General features: G+C 67.8%; 18 protein-coding genes. 10 read left to right on the top strand and 8 right to left on the bottom strand.

Translation table 11 applies throughout. From position 1 onward, the window contains the following. Nucleotides 1-155 precede the first annotated feature (155 nt). Both AX730_RS15575 and AX730_RS15570 read left to right on the top strand, forming a co-directional pair. Nucleotides 156-1,211 carry an STAS-like domain-containing protein gene (locus AX730_RS15575; protein WP_062358069.1) on the top strand — a complete coding sequence of 352 codons (1,056 nt, stop codon included), beginning with the start codon at nucleotides 156-158 and terminating at the stop codon, nucleotides 1,209-1,211. Further along, nucleotides 1,208-2,113 (top strand): alpha/beta fold hydrolase, encoded by a 906-nt coding sequence (locus AX730_RS15570; protein WP_083537977.1) that lies wholly within the window; start codon nucleotides 1,208-1,210, stop codon nucleotides 2,111-2,113. Before AX730_RS15575 ends, AX730_RS15570 begins: the two co-directional genes overlap by 4 nt. A gap of 170 nt (nucleotides 2,114-2,283) precedes the next feature. Here AX730_RS15570 and AX730_RS15565 read toward each other — a convergent pair whose 3' ends face one another. Next, nucleotides 2,284-2,664 carry a YkgJ family cysteine cluster protein gene (locus tag AX730_RS15565; RefSeq protein ID WP_062358067.1) on the bottom strand — a complete coding sequence of 127 codons (381 nt, stop codon included), beginning with the start codon at nucleotides 2,662-2,664 and terminating at the stop codon, nucleotides 2,284-2,286. Nucleotides 2,665-2,757: 93 nt separating this feature from the next. Between AX730_RS15565 and oleC the strand changes: the two genes are divergently transcribed. From oleC to ubiB, 6 genes are all read left to right on the top strand, one after another. Next, nucleotides 2,758-4,407 (top strand): olefin beta-lactone synthetase, encoded by a 1,650-nt coding sequence (oleC, locus tag AX730_RS15560; RefSeq protein ID WP_062358065.1) that lies wholly within the window; start codon nucleotides 2,758-2,760, stop codon nucleotides 4,405-4,407. Further along, nucleotides 4,404-5,840 carry a hypothetical protein gene (locus AX730_RS15555; RefSeq protein WP_157074292.1) on the top strand — a complete coding sequence of 479 codons (1,437 nt, stop codon included), beginning with the start codon at nucleotides 4,404-4,406 and terminating at the stop codon, nucleotides 5,838-5,840. The genes oleC and AX730_RS15555 overlap by 4 nt, the downstream gene beginning before the upstream one ends. A gap of 12 nt (nucleotides 5,841-5,852) precedes the next feature. Continuing rightward, nucleotides 5,853-6,854, top strand: a complete 1,002-nt coding sequence (gene oleD / locus AX730_RS15550) for a 2-alkyl-3-oxoalkanoate reductase (protein ID WP_062358061.1) — start codon at nucleotides 5,853-5,855, stop codon at nucleotides 6,852-6,854. 142 nt (nucleotides 6,855-6,996) lie between these two features. Further along, nucleotides 6,997-7,155: a DUF1328 domain-containing protein gene (locus AX730_RS18565; protein ID WP_083537975.1), complete on the top strand. Its 159-nt coding sequence runs from the start codon at nucleotides 6,997-6,999 to the stop codon at nucleotides 7,153-7,155. A gap of 116 nt (nucleotides 7,156-7,271) precedes the next feature. Continuing rightward, nucleotides 7,272-7,913, top strand: coding sequence for a ubiquinone biosynthesis accessory factor UbiJ (locus tag AX730_RS15545; protein ID WP_062358060.1), 642 nt, complete (start codon nucleotides 7,272-7,274; stop codon nucleotides 7,911-7,913). Next, nucleotides 7,910-9,562, top strand: a complete 1,653-nt coding sequence (ubiB, locus tag AX730_RS15540; protein WP_062358058.1) for a ubiquinone biosynthesis regulatory protein kinase UbiB — start codon at nucleotides 7,910-7,912, stop codon at nucleotides 9,560-9,562. The genes AX730_RS15545 and ubiB overlap by 4 nt, the downstream gene beginning before the upstream one ends. A 15-nt stretch (nucleotides 9,563-9,577) precedes the next feature. Here ubiB and AX730_RS15535 read toward each other — a convergent pair whose 3' ends face one another. The 4 genes from AX730_RS15535 to AX730_RS15520 form a co-directional block, all read right to left on the bottom strand. Further along, a complete protein-coding gene (locus tag AX730_RS15535) occupies nucleotides 9,578-9,949 on the bottom strand; it encodes a hypothetical protein (RefSeq protein ID WP_062358056.1) in 372 nt (123 codons plus the stop codon). Nucleotides 9,950-10,042: 93 nt separating this feature from the next. Continuing rightward, nucleotides 10,043-10,489 (bottom strand): hypothetical protein, encoded by a 447-nt coding sequence (locus AX730_RS15530; RefSeq protein ID WP_062358054.1) that lies wholly within the window; start codon nucleotides 10,487-10,489, stop codon nucleotides 10,043-10,045. 43 nt (nucleotides 10,490-10,532) lie between these two features. Continuing rightward, on the bottom strand, nucleotides 10,533-10,934 hold the full coding sequence (locus AX730_RS15525) for a hypothetical protein (RefSeq protein WP_157074291.1): 402 nt from the start codon (nucleotides 10,932-10,934) through the stop codon (nucleotides 10,533-10,535). After that, nucleotides 10,931-11,779: a hypothetical protein gene (locus tag AX730_RS15520; protein ID WP_157074290.1), complete on the bottom strand. Its 849-nt coding sequence runs from the start codon at nucleotides 11,777-11,779 to the stop codon at nucleotides 10,931-10,933. The genes AX730_RS15525 and AX730_RS15520 overlap by 4 nt, the downstream gene beginning before the upstream one ends. A 79-nt stretch (nucleotides 11,780-11,858) precedes the next feature. Between AX730_RS15520 and AX730_RS15515 the strand changes: the two genes are divergently transcribed. Then, complete coding sequence (locus AX730_RS15515) at nucleotides 11,859-12,698, top strand: endonuclease/exonuclease/phosphatase family protein (protein ID WP_062358049.1); 840 nt, start codon at nucleotides 11,859-11,861, stop codon at nucleotides 12,696-12,698. Nucleotides 12,699-13,195: 497 nt separating this feature from the next. On the opposite strand, the gene AX730_RS15510 is transcribed toward AX730_RS15515, so the two are convergent. After that, complete coding sequence (locus tag AX730_RS15510; RefSeq protein ID WP_062358047.1) at nucleotides 13,196-13,471, bottom strand: hypothetical protein; 276 nt, start codon at nucleotides 13,469-13,471, stop codon at nucleotides 13,196-13,198. Further along, complete coding sequence (locus AX730_RS15505; RefSeq protein WP_062358045.1) at nucleotides 13,468-16,251, bottom strand: M16 family metallopeptidase; 2,784 nt, start codon at nucleotides 16,249-16,251, stop codon at nucleotides 13,468-13,470. The genes AX730_RS15510 and AX730_RS15505 overlap by 4 nt, the downstream gene beginning before the upstream one ends. An 82-nt stretch (nucleotides 16,252-16,333) precedes the next feature. Here AX730_RS15505 and AX730_RS15500 point away from each other — a divergent pair, with 82 nt between their 5' ends. Continuing rightward, nucleotides 16,334-17,062: a pseudouridine synthase gene (locus AX730_RS15500; protein ID WP_062358043.1), complete on the top strand. Its 729-nt coding sequence runs from the start codon at nucleotides 16,334-16,336 to the stop codon at nucleotides 17,060-17,062. A 123-nt stretch (nucleotides 17,063-17,185) separates the two neighbouring features. Here AX730_RS15500 and AX730_RS15495 read toward each other — a convergent pair whose 3' ends face one another. Further along, the gene (locus tag AX730_RS15495; protein ID WP_062358041.1) at nucleotides 17,186-17,578 is read right to left on the bottom strand and encodes an MAPEG family protein; all 393 of its coding nucleotides are present in this window, start codon (nucleotides 17,576-17,578) and stop codon (nucleotides 17,186-17,188) included. Nucleotides 17,579-17,681: the final 103 nt, after the last annotated feature.

The following is a 17,681-nucleotide window of genomic DNA, read 5'->3' as shown; positions in this document are numbered from 1 at the left end:
GCTGCCGGCCTTTGTCGTCCTCCGGCTGGCGATGGGGCACTCATCGCCAACGCTGCGACTGGATCCAAATGCGGCAATCTGCCCGTTTGCGGTGAAAATTCGTGAATTCAAGACGAATAATTCGCGAATAGGACGCTTTAATTCTAGAATCCGGCATGGCCAGACCTGACCGTTCTCCTGAAATCGACACCGCCCTGCTAAAGGCGGTGGCTGAGCATCCGCGGGATCTGGTCGCCATGGTGGCGGCCCAGCTGGGGCTTAGCCCTTCCCGGGTGAGCATGCAGGTTCGGGCCTTGGTGGCCGGCGGCTACCTGGTGAAGCAGGGCAGTACCCGTCCCACGTACGCGTTAGGGGAGAACAGGCGGTTCACGCGTAACTATGCGCGCGAGGGCTTGGCCGAGGACCGGGTCTGGTATGCGGACCTGCTGCCGCTGCTGGCGAATCTTCCCCGCAACGTGTTGGACATCGCACATCACGGCATTACCGAGATGGTGAACAACGCGGTGGACCATTCCGAAGCCCGCACGGTGTCCGTATGGATGGAATGCAGCGCCGGCTGCTTGCGATTTGCCGTGGCAGACAACGGCATCGGCATTTTCCGCAAGATCACGCGGGCGCTCGATTTGCCGGATGAGCGACTGGCCTTGCTGGAGCTCTCGAAAGGCAAGTTGACCACGGATCCCCAACGTCACAGCGGGGAGGGGATCTTCTTTACGTCGCGTATGTTCGATGTCTACCGAATCGAATCCGGCAGCCTGATCTTCGATCACGATGCCAAGTACGACTTGGATCTGCTGGACGATTCACAAGAGATAGCGGGCACTCAGGTGGTCATGCAGGTCGCCACGGACTCGATGCGTACGGTCGAGTCCGTATTCGACCAATATTCAAGTGGTCCGGACGACTACGCATTCGCACGTACTGTCGTGCCGGTGCGATTGGCCAAGGTCGGTGACGAGAATCTGGTGTCACGCTCCCAGGCGAAGCGACTGTTGCAGCGCGTGGAGAACTTCCGACATGTCGTGCTGGATTTCGCCGAGGTCGCGGGTGTAGGCCAGGCATTTGCAGATGAAATCTTCCGTGTGTTCGCTAACGCGCATCCCGACGTGGAACTGCTGCATGTCCACGCGGTGCCTGAGGTGCAACAGATGATCCGCCGAGCAGAAGTTCTGCGCGACGAGCAGGGCGGACAGCTACCGCTATTGAAATGAAAGGACCGTACGTGAACCTTCCCGGCTATCCCTCCCATCCGAAGCGTTTCGAGGTCCGTCCGGGCCTGTCGATGAACTACCTCGACGAAGGTCCGCGCGATGGCGAGGTGGTGGTGATGCTGCATGGCAATCCGTCGTGGAGCTATTACTGGCGCACGTTGGTGGCAGGCCTGTCGGACAAGTACCGTTGCATCGTGCCCGACCACATCGGCATGGGGCTGTCCGACAAGCCGGACGACCGCCGCTACGAGTACACCCTGCAGTCGCGCGTGGACGACGTCGCCGCGCTGCTGACGCATCTCGGCATCACCGGTCCGGTCACGCTGGCCGTGCACGACTGGGGCGGCATGATCGGCTTCGGCTGGGCGCTGTCGCACGCCGCACAGGTGAAGCGCCTAGTGGTCACCAACACCGCCGCGTTCCCGATGCCCGCCGCGAAGGCGATGCCGTGGCAGATCGGCCTCGGCCGCGACTGGACCATCGGCGAGTGGATCATCCGCGGCTTCAATGCGTTCTCCGCCGGCGCCTCGTGGATCGGCGTGGAGCGCCGCATGCCGGCCGACGTGCGCCGCGCCTACGTGTCGCCGTACGACACCTGGGCGAACCGCATCTCGACGATCCGCTTCATGCAGGACATCCCGCTGGGTCCGCAGGACAAGGCGTGGCCGTTGCTCGACGCTGCCGGCAAGGCGTTGCCGTCGTTCGCCGACCGGCCTGCGTTCCTCGGCTGGGGCCTGAAGGACTTCGTGTTCGACAGGCACTTCCTCGATGGCTTCCGCGCCGCGCTGCCCAATGCCGACGTGCACGCGTACGAGGATGCCGGCCACTACGTGCTGGAAGACAAGCACGAGATCCTGGTGCCGCTGATCCGCGACTTCCTCGACCGTCATCCATTGACCTGATTCCTTCTCCCTGCGACAGCGGGGAGAAGGTGCCAAAAGCCTGCCCCGGACTTGATACGGGCGCGGATGAGGGGCGCTCTTGCCTCTGATTGCGGGCTGCCAAGCGCCCGCTGCACTCGCCTCCCCTCATCCGGCGTTTCGCGCCACCTTCTCCCGCAAGGGGAGAAGGGTCAAAGCTCTGGCAACGGATTCTTCTCGGCCTCGATCACGCCGACCCAGTCCGCGTCCACCAGCAGCGGCAGGCCATGCGCCAGCCGTGCCTTGTCGCACTGCGCGCTGCGTTCGCCGAATTCGAGCGATGCTGGTACCAGTGCGCACACCGACGGGCGCCGGTCGTGGATCGTGCAGCGGCTGTAGCGGCCGATGTCGGCGTCCAGCGCCACGCACCACGGGCTCTTCTGCGAGGTGCCGCGCATCACGCGCTCGTGCACGCGCAGCGGCTCGGTCAGCTCGATCGGCACCACGCCGCCCTGGTCGGGGTCCGCCTCGCTCCAGTGGAAGCTGACGCGGAAGTGGGCGCAGCAGGCGCCGCAGGTCAGGCAGGGATGCATCGGCGGTTGGCTGGCGGCAGGGCGCGGGCGGGACGCGCATTCTGCCAACGCCGGCGGCTGACGCAAGTACCGTCCAGCGGCGACAATGGCCGCATGACCGATCCGTGCAACATCGCCGCCAGTCTTCCGCGACTGGCCCGCGACCAGCCCGACCGCGTGGCCATGCGCTGTCCCGACCGCGCCGGCCGTTACACCCGCGAGCTCACCTACGCGCAGCTGGATGCGCGCAGCGACGCCATCGCCGCCGGCCTCGGCGCCTACGGCATCGGCCGCGGCACGCGCACCGTGGTGATGGTGCGGCCCACGCCGGAGTTCTTCCTGCTGATGTTCGCGCTGTTCAAGGCGGGCGCCGTGCCGGTGCTGGTCGATCCCGGCATCGACCGTCGCGCGCTGAAGCAGTGTCTGGACGAGGCCGAACCCGATGCCTTCATCGGCATACCGCTGGCGCAGGTCGCGCGCTGCGTGCTGGGCTGGGCCAGGTCGGCGACGAAGATCGTCACCGTCGGCACGCGCTGGGCCTGGGGCGGCACCACGCTGGCGAAGATCGAAGCGCGCGGCACCGGCGCAGGAGCGCAGCTGGTGGGCACCTCGCCGGACGATGTCGCGGGCATCCTCTTCACCAGCGGCTCCACCGGCGTGCCGAAGGGCGTGGTGTATCGCCACCGCCACTTCGTCGCGCAGATCGAACTGCTGCGCAGCGCCTTCGGCATGCAGCCCGGCGGTGTCGACCTGCCGACGTTCCCGCCGTTCGCGCTGTTCGATCCCGCACTGGGGCTGACGTCGGTGATCCCCGACATGGATCCCACGCGACCGGCCAGCGCCGACCCGAACAAGCTGCACGCGGCCATCGCACGCTTCGGCGTCACCCAGCTGTTCGGCTCGCCCGCGTTGATGAAGGTGCTCGCCGACCACGGCCAGCCGCTGCCGAGCGTGCAGCGCGTGACGTCGGCTGGCGCGCCGGTGCCCCCGGACGTGGTGGCGAAGATCCGCACGCTGCTGCCGGAGACCGGACAGTTCTGGACGCCGTACGGTGCCACCGAATGCCTGCCGGTCGCCGTCATCGAAGGACGCGAGCTGGAAGCCACGCGCGCCGCGACCGAAGCCGGCGCCGGTACCTGCGTCGGTCGCGCGGTGCCGCCGAACGAGGTCCGCATCATCCGCATCATCGATGACGCCATCGCCGACTGGGCCGACGTCGAGATGTTGCCTGATGGCGAAGTGGGCGAGATCACCGTCGCCGGCCCCACCGCCACCGACACCTATTTCCGCCGCGATGCCGCCACCCGCATCGCCAAGATCCGCGAAGCGCAGGCCGACGGCAGCGAGCGCATCGTGCACCGCATGGGCGACGTCGGCTGGTTCGATGGCGAAGGCCGGCTGTGGTTCTGCGGCCGCAAGACGCAGCGCGTCGAGACCGCCGACGGTCCGCTCTACACCGAGCAGGTCGAGCCCGTGTTCAACACGCATGCGCAGATCCGTCGCACCGCGCTGGTCGGCGTTGGCGATGCAGGTCGCCAATCGCCCGTGCTGTGCTACGAACTGCAGCCCGGCGTCACCGCCGATCCGGCGCGCATCGAAGCCGAGCTGCGCGCTATCGCCGCACGCCACCCGCACACCGCGCGCATCGTCGCCTACCTGCCGCACCCCGGATTTCCCGTCGACATCCGCCACAACGCCAAGATCGGCCGCGAGAAGCTGGCCGTGTGGGCGGCCTCGCAGCTCGCCGACGGGTCGCACCGATGACGGACACGGTCAGCCTGTTCCTGTCGCGCACCGGCGGCCCGCCGTTCCTGGGATCGGTGGGCTACGTCAACGACGCCGTCCGGCCGCTGCTGGAAGCGCGCGGGATGCAGGTGGACGGCTTCCAGCCACCCATGGCGGGCGGCGATACCGAAGAGGCCATGCTGCCGTTCGCCCTGGCGACGGAATACGCACGCCACGCCGGTCGTCCGCGCGCCGACATCGCGTTGTACGACGGTGCCGGCACGCTGGTGCTGCCGCCGGACCGGACGCATGCCGCGCGCAACGTCGTGCTGTACCACGGCCTGGTCTACGGCACCGGCAACTGGCTGACCAACCCCGCCATCGACCTGCACCTGGGTAATTCGCCCTATCAGGCGGACGTGCTGCGCGCGCTGTTCGCCCTGCCCGACTGGGCGCGGCGGCGCCTGCTGAATCCCGGCGGCTTCAGCGCCACGCGCGACGTGCGCCTGCCGGTGCCGTGCGTGGAAGCGCCTGATGGCCATCCCGGTTTCGCGCAGGGCGCAGAGGTTCCCGCCGGTGTATTGCAGCTGGCCGACAAGGCGGTGTTGGGCCACGCCCTGCAGCACGACAAGCAGGACCTGGTCGCCACCGTCGCCATCCTCTACTGGTTGAACGTGCGCGCAAGGGAGACCGGCACCGCGCGCGTGATGCTGCTGATCTCCGATGCATCGCTCAGCCAGGAGCGATGCGCCGCGCTCGATGGGATGCTCGCCGGCACCGGTTTCCGGTGCGCGGATTTCTTCGTGCCGCTGCCGCACCTCACGCAGCGTGCGGTCGTGCAGGTCATGCGCGCCTGCCGCTTCGCCCTGGCCTACAACCGCTTCCCCGAGCCCTTGGGTTTCTACCCGTTGGAATCGGTGTACCAGGGCTGTCCGGTCTACACGAATGGCGCCGGCAACAACCGTCACCTGCTGCCGGCGGTGCACGGCATCCACGTGCTGGAAACCGCCGGCATGGCGCCGGTGCCCGGACAGGGGCCGGACCTGCGCGCCTATCGCGCGGTGGCCGAGCGGATCGCACAGGACCTGGCGGCGCCCGACGAAACGCGACGCGCCTGCGCCCGTGGTCGCGCCATGATCGCGGCCACCTGGTCGATGACGAACTTCGGCGCCGATCTCGCGCAGGCGCTGGCGTCGCTGGATGAAGCGGCCCCGGCGGCGCCTGCCTTCGACGCGCTCGAAGTGGCGACCAGCCCGCTGGTGCGCAGCCTCGACCTCGGCACCGGCGTGTGCTTCAACGATTACGCCACCACGGTGCTTGAGGCTGCCGAATGCGCACTGCTCCGCGACCTGATCGGCCGTGCCGTGCACGCGCTGCCGGGCGAGGAGATGGCGCGGATCGAGCGCCAGCATCGCTTCTTCGCGCGTGGCCTGCTGACGCTGCGCATGCCCACTTCGTCATCGCTTTCCTGAGGAACCCGCAACATGAAGATTCTCGTCACCGGCGGCGGTGGTTTCCTGGGACAGGCGCTGTGCCGTGGGCTGGTCGAGCGCGGGCATGAGGTCATCAGCTTCAACCGCGGGAACTACCCGGTGCTGCGCGACCTTGGTGTCGGCCAGGTGCAGGGCAACCTGGCCGACGGGCATGCGGTGATGCATGCCGCGGCTGGCGTGGACGCGGTCTTCCACAACGCGGCCAAGGCCGGTGCCTGGGGCAGCTACAAGAGCTACCACGACGCCAACGTCGTCGGTACGCAGAACGTGCTGGACGCGTGCCGCGCGCATGGCATCGGTCGTCTCGTCTACACCTCCACGCCCAGCGTGACGCACCGCGCGACGCATCCGGTCGAAGGCGGCAGCGCGGCCGACGTGCCGTACGGCGAGGGCTTCAAGGCGCCTTATGCCACCACCAAGATGATCGCGGAGAAGGCGGTGCTCGCGGCCAACGACGCCACCCTGGCGACGGTGGCGCTGCGCCCGCGCCTGATCTGGGGCCCCGGTGACCACCAGATCCTGCCGCGGCTGGTATCGCGTGCACGCGCCGGCCGCCTGCGCATCGTCGGCAGCGGCGAGAACCATGTCGACACCACCTACATCGACAATGCCGCGCAGGCGCATTTCGATGCGTTCGACCATCTTGCGCCGGGCGCGGCCTGTGCCGGCAAGGCCTACTTCATCTCCAACGGCGAGCCGTGGCCGATGCGCAAGCTGCTCAATGCGCTGCTGGAGACGGCGGGTGCGCCGCGCGCCGACAAGCAGCTGTCGTTCGCCGCCGCCTACCGCATCGGTGCCGTGTGCGAGACGCTGTGGACCGTGCTGCCGCTGAAGGGCGAGCCGCCGATGACGCGTTTCCTCGCCGAGCAGCTCAGCACCGCGCACTGGTACGACATGGCGCCGGCACGTCGCGACTTCGGCTACGTGCCGGGCGTGTCGATGGACGAGGGTTTCGAGCGGTTGCGTGCCTGGCTGCGGCAGCACCCGGTCTGATCCACCTTCACGCATGGCTCACGACGCTTAAGCGATTCCGTATGCGCGCCGCGCATGCTCACGCGGCCGTGACTCCCGGCATTCCAGCATGGCCCACGCCACTACCGGCTGCACCACTGGCCACATGCCAAAGGGAGTTTCCATGCTGCGCTACGCCGTCATCTTCTTCGTCATCGCCCTTGTCGCGGCCGTGCTGGGCTTCAGCGGCATCGCGGGCGCCGCCACCAACATCGCGTGGGTGCTGTTCGTCGTCTTCGTGATCCTGGCGATCATCTCGTTGCTGCGCGGCAAACGCATCTGACGCTTCACCCTCTCTCCCCGCCGGGACGGCAGGACGCCGTCGAGCCCGCCCCGAGCCCGCACGATGCAGGCAGAAGGGCGGGCGGGGCCCGAAGGCTTTGCCGCTAGAATGGCGACATGGACCTGTCTCCGTTCGATGCCCTCAAGCCGCTCGCCGGCCGCGCGCTGGAAGCCGCACTCAACCAGGCGCTTGCGCTTGATCCCGACACCGCTGCGGCCCTGCTGCCGCTGGAAGGTCGTCGCATCCAGTTGAAGGTCGATGCACCGCCGCTGGCGATGGACATCATGGTCGGTGGCGGTCGCCTGCAGGTGGAGCCGGCCAGCGAAGTGCTGGAAGCCGACCTCGCCGTGCGCAGCACGCTGGGCGGCCTGCTCGGGCAACTGCCGTTCTTCCGTCGCGACCACGCGACACCCGTGGGCAAGGTCAAGGTGTCCGGCGACGCCGACCTCGCGCGCCGCCTGCAGACCCTTGCCACCCGCTTCGATCCCGACTGGTCGCTGCCGTTCACCCGCGTGTTCGGCGACGTGATCGGCGTGCAGGTCGCCAACGCCGTGCGCGGTGGCCTGCAGCAGGCCCGCACTGCCGCCGGCAACGTCGCCGAAAGCGCTGCCGAGTACGTCACCGAAGAGTCGCGCGACGTCGTCGGCCGCGACGAACTCAACGCCTTCCACGACGACGTCGATGCGATCCGCGACGACGTCGAGCGCATGGCCGTGCGTGTCGGCCGCCTGGCCGCACGCGTGGAGCACCGCGCATGAAGTCGGTGTTGCGGGCCAGCCGCATCGGCCGTGTGTTGCTGCGTTATCGCCTCGACGACCTGCTCGACGGCACGCCGGTCGAGCGCTGGCTGCGGCTGGGTCGCCCGTTCGTGCCGCGTGCCTCGGCCGAGATCGCCGCGCAGCCGCGCGGTGCGCGCCTGCGCCTGGCGCTGCAGGAACTGGGCCCGATCTTCGTCAAGTTCGGGCAGATCCTGTCAACCCGGCGCGACCTGATTCCACCCGACATCGCCGAAGAACTGACCCTGCTGCAGGACCGCGTCGCGCCGTTCGACGGCGATGTCGCACGCGCGCTGGTGGAGCAGGAACTCGGCCGACCGATCCACGAGGCGTTCGAGCAGTTCGACACGACGCCGCTCGCGTCCGCCTCCATCGCGCAGGTGCACGCGGCCACGCTGCCCGGCGGGCGCGAGGTCGTGGTCAAGGTGCTGCGCCCCGACATCCGCAAGCAGATCGCCGGCGACATCGCGTTGCTGGAAAGCATCGCGGCCATCGTCGAGCGCGCGCATCCGAACGCCGACAAGATCCGTCCGCGCGAGATCGTCGCCGAGATCGAGAACACGCTGGCTGCCGAGCTGGACCTGCAGCGCGAGGCCGGCAACGCCAGCCTGCTGCGGCGCAACTGGCTGGATTCGCCGGACCTGTACGTGCCCGAGGTGATCTGGTCGCACACCGCCGAACGCGCGATGACGATGGAGCGCGTGCGCGGCATCCCGTCCGACGACATCGCCGCGCTCGACGCCGCCGGCATCGACCGCAAGGCGCTCGCCGCCAAGGGCGTGCGCGTGTTCTACCAGCAGGTGTTCCGCGACAACTTCTTCCATGCGGACGCGCACGCCGGCAACATCTGGGTCGATCCGGAACGAAAGACCGACCCACGCTTCATCGCGCTGGACTTCGGCATCATGGGCCAGCTCTCGCGCGACGACCAGTACTGGCTCGCCGAGAACTTCATGGCGATCTTCAACCGCGACTACCGCCGCATCGCCGAACTGCACGTGCAGGCCGGCTGGATGCCGTCGCACATCCGTATCGACGAACTGGAAGCGGCCGCGCGCGCGGTGTGCGAGCCGTATTTCACCCGCCCGCTCAGCGAAATCTCGCTCGCGGAAGTGCTCGCCAAACTGTTCCGCACCGCGCAGCGCTACGAGCTGACGCTGCAGCCGCAGCTGATCCTGCTGCAGAAGACCCTGCTCAACATCGAAGGCGTGGGCCGCCAGCTCGATCCGCAGATCGACATCTGGGCGGTGGCGCGGCCGGTGCTGGAGCGCATCCTGCTGGAGCGCTACAGCCCGCAGCGCGCCGCGCAGGAATTCCGCAAGCGTCTGCCGGAAATCATGACGCATGCGCCGGACATGCCGCGGCTGGTCCACGCGTGGCTCAGCCAGCAGGTCGAAGGCCGGCACGAACTGGCGCTGCGGTCGAAGGACCTCGCCGACCTCGCGCTGACGATGAAGGGTATGCAGCGGCGCGTGGTCGCCGCGATCCTCGGCGTCGGCCTGCTGATCGTCGCCGCCGTGCTATACGCGCTCGAAGCGGGCGGGCCGAGCCTGTTCGACGTGCCCGCAGCGGCGTGGATCGCCGGCATCGGCGGGCTGTGGGCGTTGCTGGCGGCGTGGCCGCGACGCTGATCCGTTCGTGCGCGCTCAGGCGCGCTTGCGGCCCCACGCCAGCCACCAGCCCAGCCACACCTGCAGCGGCAAGGTCAGCAGGCAGGCCAGCGTGAACCAGCGTGGGAAGTCGTCCCACGCCACCACGGTGACGTACACATCCAGCGCCAGATAGATCGCGAAGATCGCCCATGCGTGCGCGGTCTTCGCCACGGCCGCTATCCCAACCATCAACGTGCTGCCCGCGAGTCCTGCCAGGAAGACCCACAGCAGGTCGTAGCCCAGGCGCGCATGGCCACCGGGCGGGAGCTCGAGCAGCGCGGCCAGTTCGCTGCCGGCGAGGTTCACCAGCGGGATCGCCGCGATCGCCAATGCGATGGCCAGCAGGCTGCGCAGGATGGTCTTCATGCGGTCGGATTCCGGATGGGTCTGTGGAGCGAATACTCTCCTCGCATCACGTGCATGGCTCGCATGGACAGTTGATGGACGGCGATGCTGGAATCAGGGGGGTGACCGCGGTACGAACAGCGAGAACGCTGCCAATGCACCGCCGAACAGTACCAGCACCGCGCCATAGAGGATGGATCCCTCCCGGCTTACCCACTCCATTACCGGCCAGGCCAGCTTCATGCCGGGGTGCGAGACCCACATGGCGACTGGATACAGGATGAGCAACGTGCCTACGAAGATGCACGCGCCGCCGGTGGCCGCGCCCCAGAAACTTCTCGATCCGCGCATGGCCCGGTGAGCGGAGGATGCCGCGCGCACGCGCTGTTCGTCGGTGTACGCGATGCGCCGTTGCTGGATGACGTCGGCCGCAGGGCCGGTCTGGGGCGGTGCGCCCTCGCTGAAGATGTTCACGTCGCTGTCGTTCTCGACGCCATCGTCCAAAAGATCGTCTATCGTCGTGTTGCGTCTGATCCAGTGACTGTCGCGTGTCTTCTGCATATGCCGTCCAGGGTCGATGCGCCGTCGTACCTGCAAGGTGGGATCAGTGCGTCGCCAGTGCTGTTGGCATGGTCGTGCAGCGTGGCAGCGGCAGCGGTCCGAACACTTTCGTCGTACCGGCAAAGCCGCCTTGTTCCACCACGTAGACCGCGCGCGCCTGCACGTCGACATGCAGGAACTGCTGGTAGCCGTCAGAGATATGTCCCATGTCCGACAAGGGCAAGCCGAGAGTGTGCAGCAACTCGGTTGGCGGCGACGCCATCACCGGCCATGCCTGCCGGATGCCGTAGGGGCTGACGAAAGGCTTCAGGCGCTGGACCACACAAACGACTGCCGTATCGGCGCGCGTTGCGGGTGTCGGTGGCGTAGGCGGAGCCGCCGAGGCGCATGCCGCCGTCACCAGCAGCAGGGCGCACAGTGCTCTCGGGTATATCGTCACCGTCATGGCGCCTCCTTCTCCCTGCGATCCGTCAGCGTGATGCCGCCGTCTTCAATGACCCAATTGCCCATTGAGGTGACCACAAACATTGGGGTGCGTGCCCAACGGCTCCAGAATACGTGTACCTCTGTGGGCACGGGATCGAGCAAGTGCGTGATCATCATGGCCACGGTCTCCATGTCTTTCCGGCCACGCGGACTCTCCAGCACGATGCAGCTGCGCGTGAAGCCGCGCTGCTTCAGGATCCTTTCTCCGCTGGCATCCAGATCGAGGCGGTAGCTGCCGCCGATCGGCACGATGCCGTGTTTCGTCGTCCCCGGCAGCAGGTAGGCGATCCAGCCGCCGCCCTCGCGGGGATCGGCAAGCACCACCGTGTTGTAGCTGCGCGAACAGGCGGCGAACTCCGCGTTGGCGACCGTGTTGCGCGCGTGCGCGGCACCGAGTTCCTGGGGCGTCAGTGTGGCGGGTTCGGCCAATGCCTCGATGTCGCCGACGACCCGACCCTCGCTTCCCACCGTCACGCGGTAGCGCGCACGCGGTTCGGACTCGCTGCTCAGGAAGGTGACCACGATGCCTGCATCGCGCTGCTGGGTGATCCATCCACCGAGTCGTCCCTGCTTGCCGTCCTGCCGGAATGCCTTGAGTGTGGTCACGGCATCGGAAGCGACGGCCGCCGCCTGGTCATGCAGGTAGATCGCGCGCCCGGTTGTTTCGGCATCCAGGAGCGCTTTGGCGATCTGTGCATCGTCCATCGGCGGCGGCGTGTCGTCCTGCGCGAATGCCAGGGGCGCAGATGCGAGAGCGGACAGCAGCCACACGACACGGACGGCGATACGCTTCATTCCTTGCATGGTGCAGCTCCTCTATCCCCGATGGAGCGCGACGTTACCGCAGTTCCTATACTGGTGCGATTCGAGTCCGGGAACCGCCATGAACCTGCTGCGCTCCCTCCTGATCGGGACGATCCTGGCCGCCACCGCCATGCCGGCCATCGCCGCCGATACCGCACTGCGCATCATGAGCTTCAACATCCGCCTGCCTGCCGAGAGCGATGGCGTCGATTACTGGGAAACACGCAAGCCGCTGGCGGTGCGCATGCTGCGCGAGCAGCTGCCGGACGTGATCGGCATGCAGGAACTGGTGAAGACGCAGGCGGAGTATCTCGCCCAAGCGCTGCCGCAGTACGCCTGGTTCGGCCGCGGACGCGAGGCTGACGGCAGCGGTGAACGCATGGGCGTGTTCTACCGGAAGGACCGGCTGACGGTCATCGAGTCTGGCGACTTCTGGCTGTCCGATACGCCGGAGGTGCCGGGCAGCATCACCTGGCACCACCTGTACCCGCGCATGGTGACGTGGGCGCTGTTCGAGCGCCGGAGCGACGGTAAGCGTTTCTACCTGTTCAACACGCACCTGCCGTACCGCGAGCAGGACGAAGCCGCGCGCGTGAAAGGCGTGGAGGCCATCGCGCAACGCCTGGCCACGCTGCCCGCGGACGTGCCGGTGGTGCTGACCGGCGATTTCAACACCACGCCGGATAGCGACGTGCATGCCGTGCTCGCGCGCACGCTGCAGGATGCGTGGGCGAGCGCGCCGCGTGCGGACGGCAGCGATGCCACGTTCCACGGGTTCACCGGTCAGGCCGACAAGCGCATCGACTGGATCTTCGTGCGTGGCGTGCAGCTGGACTCGATCACCTCGGTGACGACACGCTGGAGCGGCCGCTATCCGTCGGACCACTTCCCGCTGGTGGTGACGCTGCGCTTGCCGTGAGGCGGGAGGTTCGGGATAGCGCCCGGAGCGCCGTGGATGGAGCTTCACGCCTTGCGCACGCGGCCCTGTGTGACCGCGATGGGTCTCGGAATGCCATCAAGGCTGATGGAAGCGCGATAGGTCGCGGTTGCCAAGGGTGGCGCACCCTCGATGTGTCAGAACATGGTGATGACTCGGCGCCGTTGGCCCCCTTCACCCCAACCCTCTCCCCCGCGGGCGGGGAAGAGGGGCTGCTCCGTGGCGCCGTGCGAGATGCGTCGCTTCGTCACACAGTGAAGCGCTACGTTCCACGTGCCTGCGGATGGCGGTGATGCACGCGAACGTGCAGGCCACCGGCATGCCTGCGCTGCATCGGACGTCGCCCCCTCTCCTCCGCTCGCGGGGGAGAGGGGCGGGGTGAGGGGGCGAGCGCGACACATCGGCATCCGAATCCGGAAACAACGACGGCCCCTCGCGGAACCGTCGTTGATGCAGCGAACCTTCGTCCGTGCGCGTCGTCAGGGGTCCGCTCGCTCGCGCCGTTTCTCCGCCATGAACCACATCGCGCCACCCCAGACCAAGCCGCCGATGGGGAAGCCGATCAGCGCGGCGATCAGCAGCGGAATGAACTCCCTGTCGGTGAACACCATCATCAACCCGCACCACAGCACCGCGGTGGTGAGGCCCCAGCCGAGCATGCCGCGGTACACGATGAAGCGCAGCGGTCCCTGCTCGCGGATCTTCTGCCAGCGGGCGAGGGCCGCCTCCTGCTTCGGATCGGGATTCGTAGTCATGGCTTCGCCTCCGGTGCCGGCGTGCTCGCTGCCTTGGCGAAATCGCCGGCCACGAACACGCTCAGCGCGTCGGGTTTCAGGGTCTTGCGGATGGCGGCGTTGACCTGGTCGCGGGTCAGCGCCGCGTACTTCGCGTCCAGGTCGCTGGTGAACTGCATGGTGCGGCCGAAGTACAGCTGGTCGGTGAGCATGCCGGCGATGGTGCCGTCCTCGGCGCGCGCCTGCTGGCGCTCGGTCAGCGTGCCGGCGACGGCGTCCTTCAGTTCGTCGGCGGTGATGCCGTCCTTCAGCAGCTTGTCCAGCTCCTCGCGCACCAGCGCTTCGACCTTGGCCATGTTCTCGGGCGCGGCGATGGCCTGGATGCTGAAGCTGCCGGCATCGTCCTTGCCGCCGCGGCTGTCGTCGGCGCGGATGCCGCTGGAGACGCCGTAGCTGAGGCCTTCCTGCTGGCGGATGCGATCGCCGAGGCGCGACTTCAGTGCGCCGCCACCGAAGATGCGGTTGGCGACGATCATCGCGGGATAGTCCGCGTCGGTCACCCGCAGCGACAGGTTCTGCCGCGCCAGCAGCACGGCGTTGGGTTTGTCGGGCGTTTCGAACCGTTGCTGCTTGGCCGCGACCGCCGTGTAGCGCGTATCGATGGACGCATACGGCTTGCCGGCCTGCCAGCCGGCGAACAGCTGCTCCAGCTGCGCGCGCACGGCGACCGGGTCGAAGTCGCCGACGATGGCGATCTCGCCCTCGGACGTGCCGTAGAGATCGCGATGGAACGCGCGCACGTCGTCCAGCTTGAGCGCCTTCATCATCGCCAGCGATTCATCCAGCGTGCGGTTGCGCAGCGGATGGCCGACCGGCCACGGATCGAAGTACTGCGCCAGCGCGCGGCCGGCGATCGCACCGGGCTCCTGCCGCGAGGCCTCCATGCTGGTCAGCGCCTGCACGCGCAGCTGCTCGAATTCGTCCTGCGGGAATGCCGGATGGCGCAGCACGTCGGCGGCCAGCGCCAGCGCGTCGGCGAGGTGCTCGCGTCGCGTCTGCAGGCCGATGGCCGCTCCCTGCAGGCTGCCGCTGATGGTGCCCTGCGTCTTCAGCTGCTCCAGGCGCTGGTCGATCTGCGTGCGCGTCATCGTCGTGCTGCCGCGCATCAGCATCGCACCGGCCATGCCGGCGGCGCCTTCGCGACCGGTCAGCGCGGCTTCGTCGGCGAAGCGGAAGTTGGCGTCGACGATCACCGTGCCGCCGCGCGTCTTCTTCGGCAGCAGCGACACGCGCAGCGCCCTGCCCAGCGTGAAGGTCTGCGTGCGCGATTCGATGTTCTGCGGCGACGGATCGAACTGCTCACCCGCCGTGACGGCGGCGCGGCCGGTGTAGCCGTCCACCAGCGTGGCGACGGCGGGCGCGGCGGGAATCTCCACGCGGTCCGGCGTTTCGCTGGGAATGAAGCGGCCCAGCGTGCGGTTGCTGGACTTCAGGTAGGCGGCCGCGACGCGGTTGACGTCGGCGGCGGTGACCTTCTCGATCGCATCGCGGCTGGTGAACAGCAGGCGCCAGTCGCCGGCGGACTGGAATTCCGACAGGCCCATGCCCACTGCGTTGACGTCGGTGAAGTACAGGTCGTAGGCGTTGCCGATGCGCTGCCTGGCTTCGTCCACTTCCTGCTGCGTGATCGGCTGCGTCGCGATCTGCTCGACCTGCTTCAGCAGTTCGGCTTCGGTCTTCTTCGCATCGCCGTCGTTCGGGATGACGGCCACGGCGGTCAGCAGGCCAGGGTCGCGCATCGATTCGCTGTTGGCGCCGCTGCCGGCGGCCAGCTTGCCCTCGACCAGCGCCTTGTGCAGTCGGCCGCCCGGCGTGTAGCCCAGGACGTTCGCGAGCACGCTCAGCGGCGCGTTGTCGGCATGTGCGACGGCGGGCACGTGGTACGCGGCCGCGACCAGCCGCAGGTTGCCGACGCGACGCACGGTGACCTCGCGCTCGCCGTCCTGTGCGGGCTCCTGGGTATAGAAGCGCGGCAACGGGCGCGTCGGCTTCTTCACCGCGCCGAAGTGGCGCGCGATGCGCGCCAGCACATCGGCGGTGTCGACACGGCCGGCGACTATCAGCGTGGCGTTGTCCGGCTGGTACCACTGGCGGTAGAACGCCTGCAGCTTGTCGATCGGCACGCCTTCCACGTCGCTGCGCGCGCCGATGGTGGTGTTGCCGTAGTTGTGCCAGAGGAAGGCGGTGGAGCGGATCCGCTGGAACAGCACGCCGCCGGGGTTGTTCTCGCCGGCCTCCAGTTCGTTGCGCACCACGGTCATCTCGCTGTCGAGGTCCTTCTTGGCGACGTTCGAGTGGACCATGCGGTCGGCTTCCATCTTCAGTACCCACTCCAGGGTGTCGGTGTTGGCCGGGAACGAGGCGAAGTAGTTGGTGCGGTCCAGCCCGGTGGTGGCGTTGAAGTCGATGCCGCGCTTCTTCATCTCGCCGCTGATGTCGGACTGCGTGGGCGTGCCCTTGAACAGCAGGTGCTCCAGCAGGTGCGCCATGCCGGTCTCGCCGTAGTTCTCGTGCACCGAGCCCACCTGGTAGACCAGGTTCACCGTGACGGTGGGCTTGGTGGCGTCGGGGAACAGCAGCACGCGCAGCCCGTTGGCCAGGGTGTACTCGCTGATGCCTTCGATGCTGGGGCCGGCCGCGACACCCTTCGGCAGCGCGGTCTGCGCCTGCAACGCGACGGGGTGACCCAGCGCCAGCGTGATGGCCAGTCCGAGTGCGACAATGAAACGGGGTGACTTCATCCACGATCCTCCATCAGGGCCGCGGGCGTCCATCGCATGCGGCGAACCCCGAGTTTCGCAGATTTACAGGACAGGTTGATTCATGGACCACGTTGAAACCACCGACGACGACAGTGCATTGCCCGTGCTGTATGCCGATGCGCAGATCGCCGTGGTCAACAAGCCGGCGGGCGTGATGGCGCACGACAGCAAGCTGGCGCGGGGCGAAACCGACTTCGTCGCCGACCGCCTGCGCGTGCAGTTCGGCAAGCCGATCTTCCTGATCCATCGACTGGATCGCGCCACCAGCGGCTGCCTGCTGGTGGCCTTCGACCGCGACAGCGCGTCGACCCTGGGCAAGGTGCTGATGTCGCGCGAGGTGGAGAAGGACTACCTGGCGGTCTGCCGTGGCTGGCCGGAGCCGGATTTCACCGTCGACCATCCGATCGATGGCGGCCCCGGCAAGCCGGAGAAGAAGACCGCGCTGACGCGCTTCGTGCGGCTGGCGACCGGTGAACTGCCGGTGCCATCGGGCGACTTCGAGACCTCACGCTATGCGTTGCTGCGTTGCCAGCCGGAGACGGGCCGTTTCCGCCAGATCCGCCGCCACCTGAAGCACGCCTTCCATCACCTGATCGGCGATACCAGCCACGGCGACGGCCGCCACAACCGCCACTTCCGCATGCAGGGCGTGCACCGCATGCTGCTGCACGCGGTGCGACTGTCGTTCCCGCATCCGCTGACCGGCGAACGCATCGAGGCGGTGGCGCCACTGGATGCGGAGTTCCTCAAGGCATACGCGTTGTTCGGGTGGGAAGCCGATCTGCGCTGAGTCCCGCAGCGATTGCTTGTCGGGGTGAATTCGGCTGTGGGAGCGACGTAAGTCGCGATGGGCCACCGGTAACGCTTCATCGCGACTTACGTCGCTCCCACATCCACATGCAGACAGGCGACGTCAGCCGATGCGCATCGCCGCCAGCACCATCAGCGCCACCGCGCACAGCATGCCGAGCAGCCAGACGAGGCTGCGCAGCGATTGCTTGTCGGCCAGGTAGAAAATGCCGTGCAGCACGCGCGCGACGGTGAAGGCGATGGCGAGCGGGGTGATGGTGTCCGCCGGCACGCCGGCCAGCTGCGCCATCAGCACGCCGGCGACGAACGCAGGAAACGCTTCGAAGCCGTTGAGGTGCGCGGCATTGGCGCGCTGCACCTTGTAATTGCCTTCCTGCTTGGCCATCCACGCGCGCGGGTTGCGGTTGTTGAAGCGCTCGCCCGAGGTCTTGGCGATGAAGACCCACAGGTAAGGCAGCAGGGCGGTGAGCAGGATGCACCAGTACGCGATGGCCATGAGCGGTTTCCCTCCGAGGATGCGGCAGGGTAGTGCGCGGGGTCTGTCGGCGTCCATGCCTTGAACGCCCCCTCTCCCCCGCGAGCGGGGGAGAGGGGTGGGG

Source organism: Pseudoxanthomonas mexicana (assembly GCF_001556105.1).
GTDB lineage: Bacteria > Pseudomonadota > Gammaproteobacteria > Xanthomonadales > Xanthomonadaceae > Pseudoxanthomonas_A > Pseudoxanthomonas_A mexicana_A.
The sequence above is the reverse complement of the archived record's forward strand: the minus strand, read 5'-3'. Positions and strand labels throughout refer to the sequence as shown.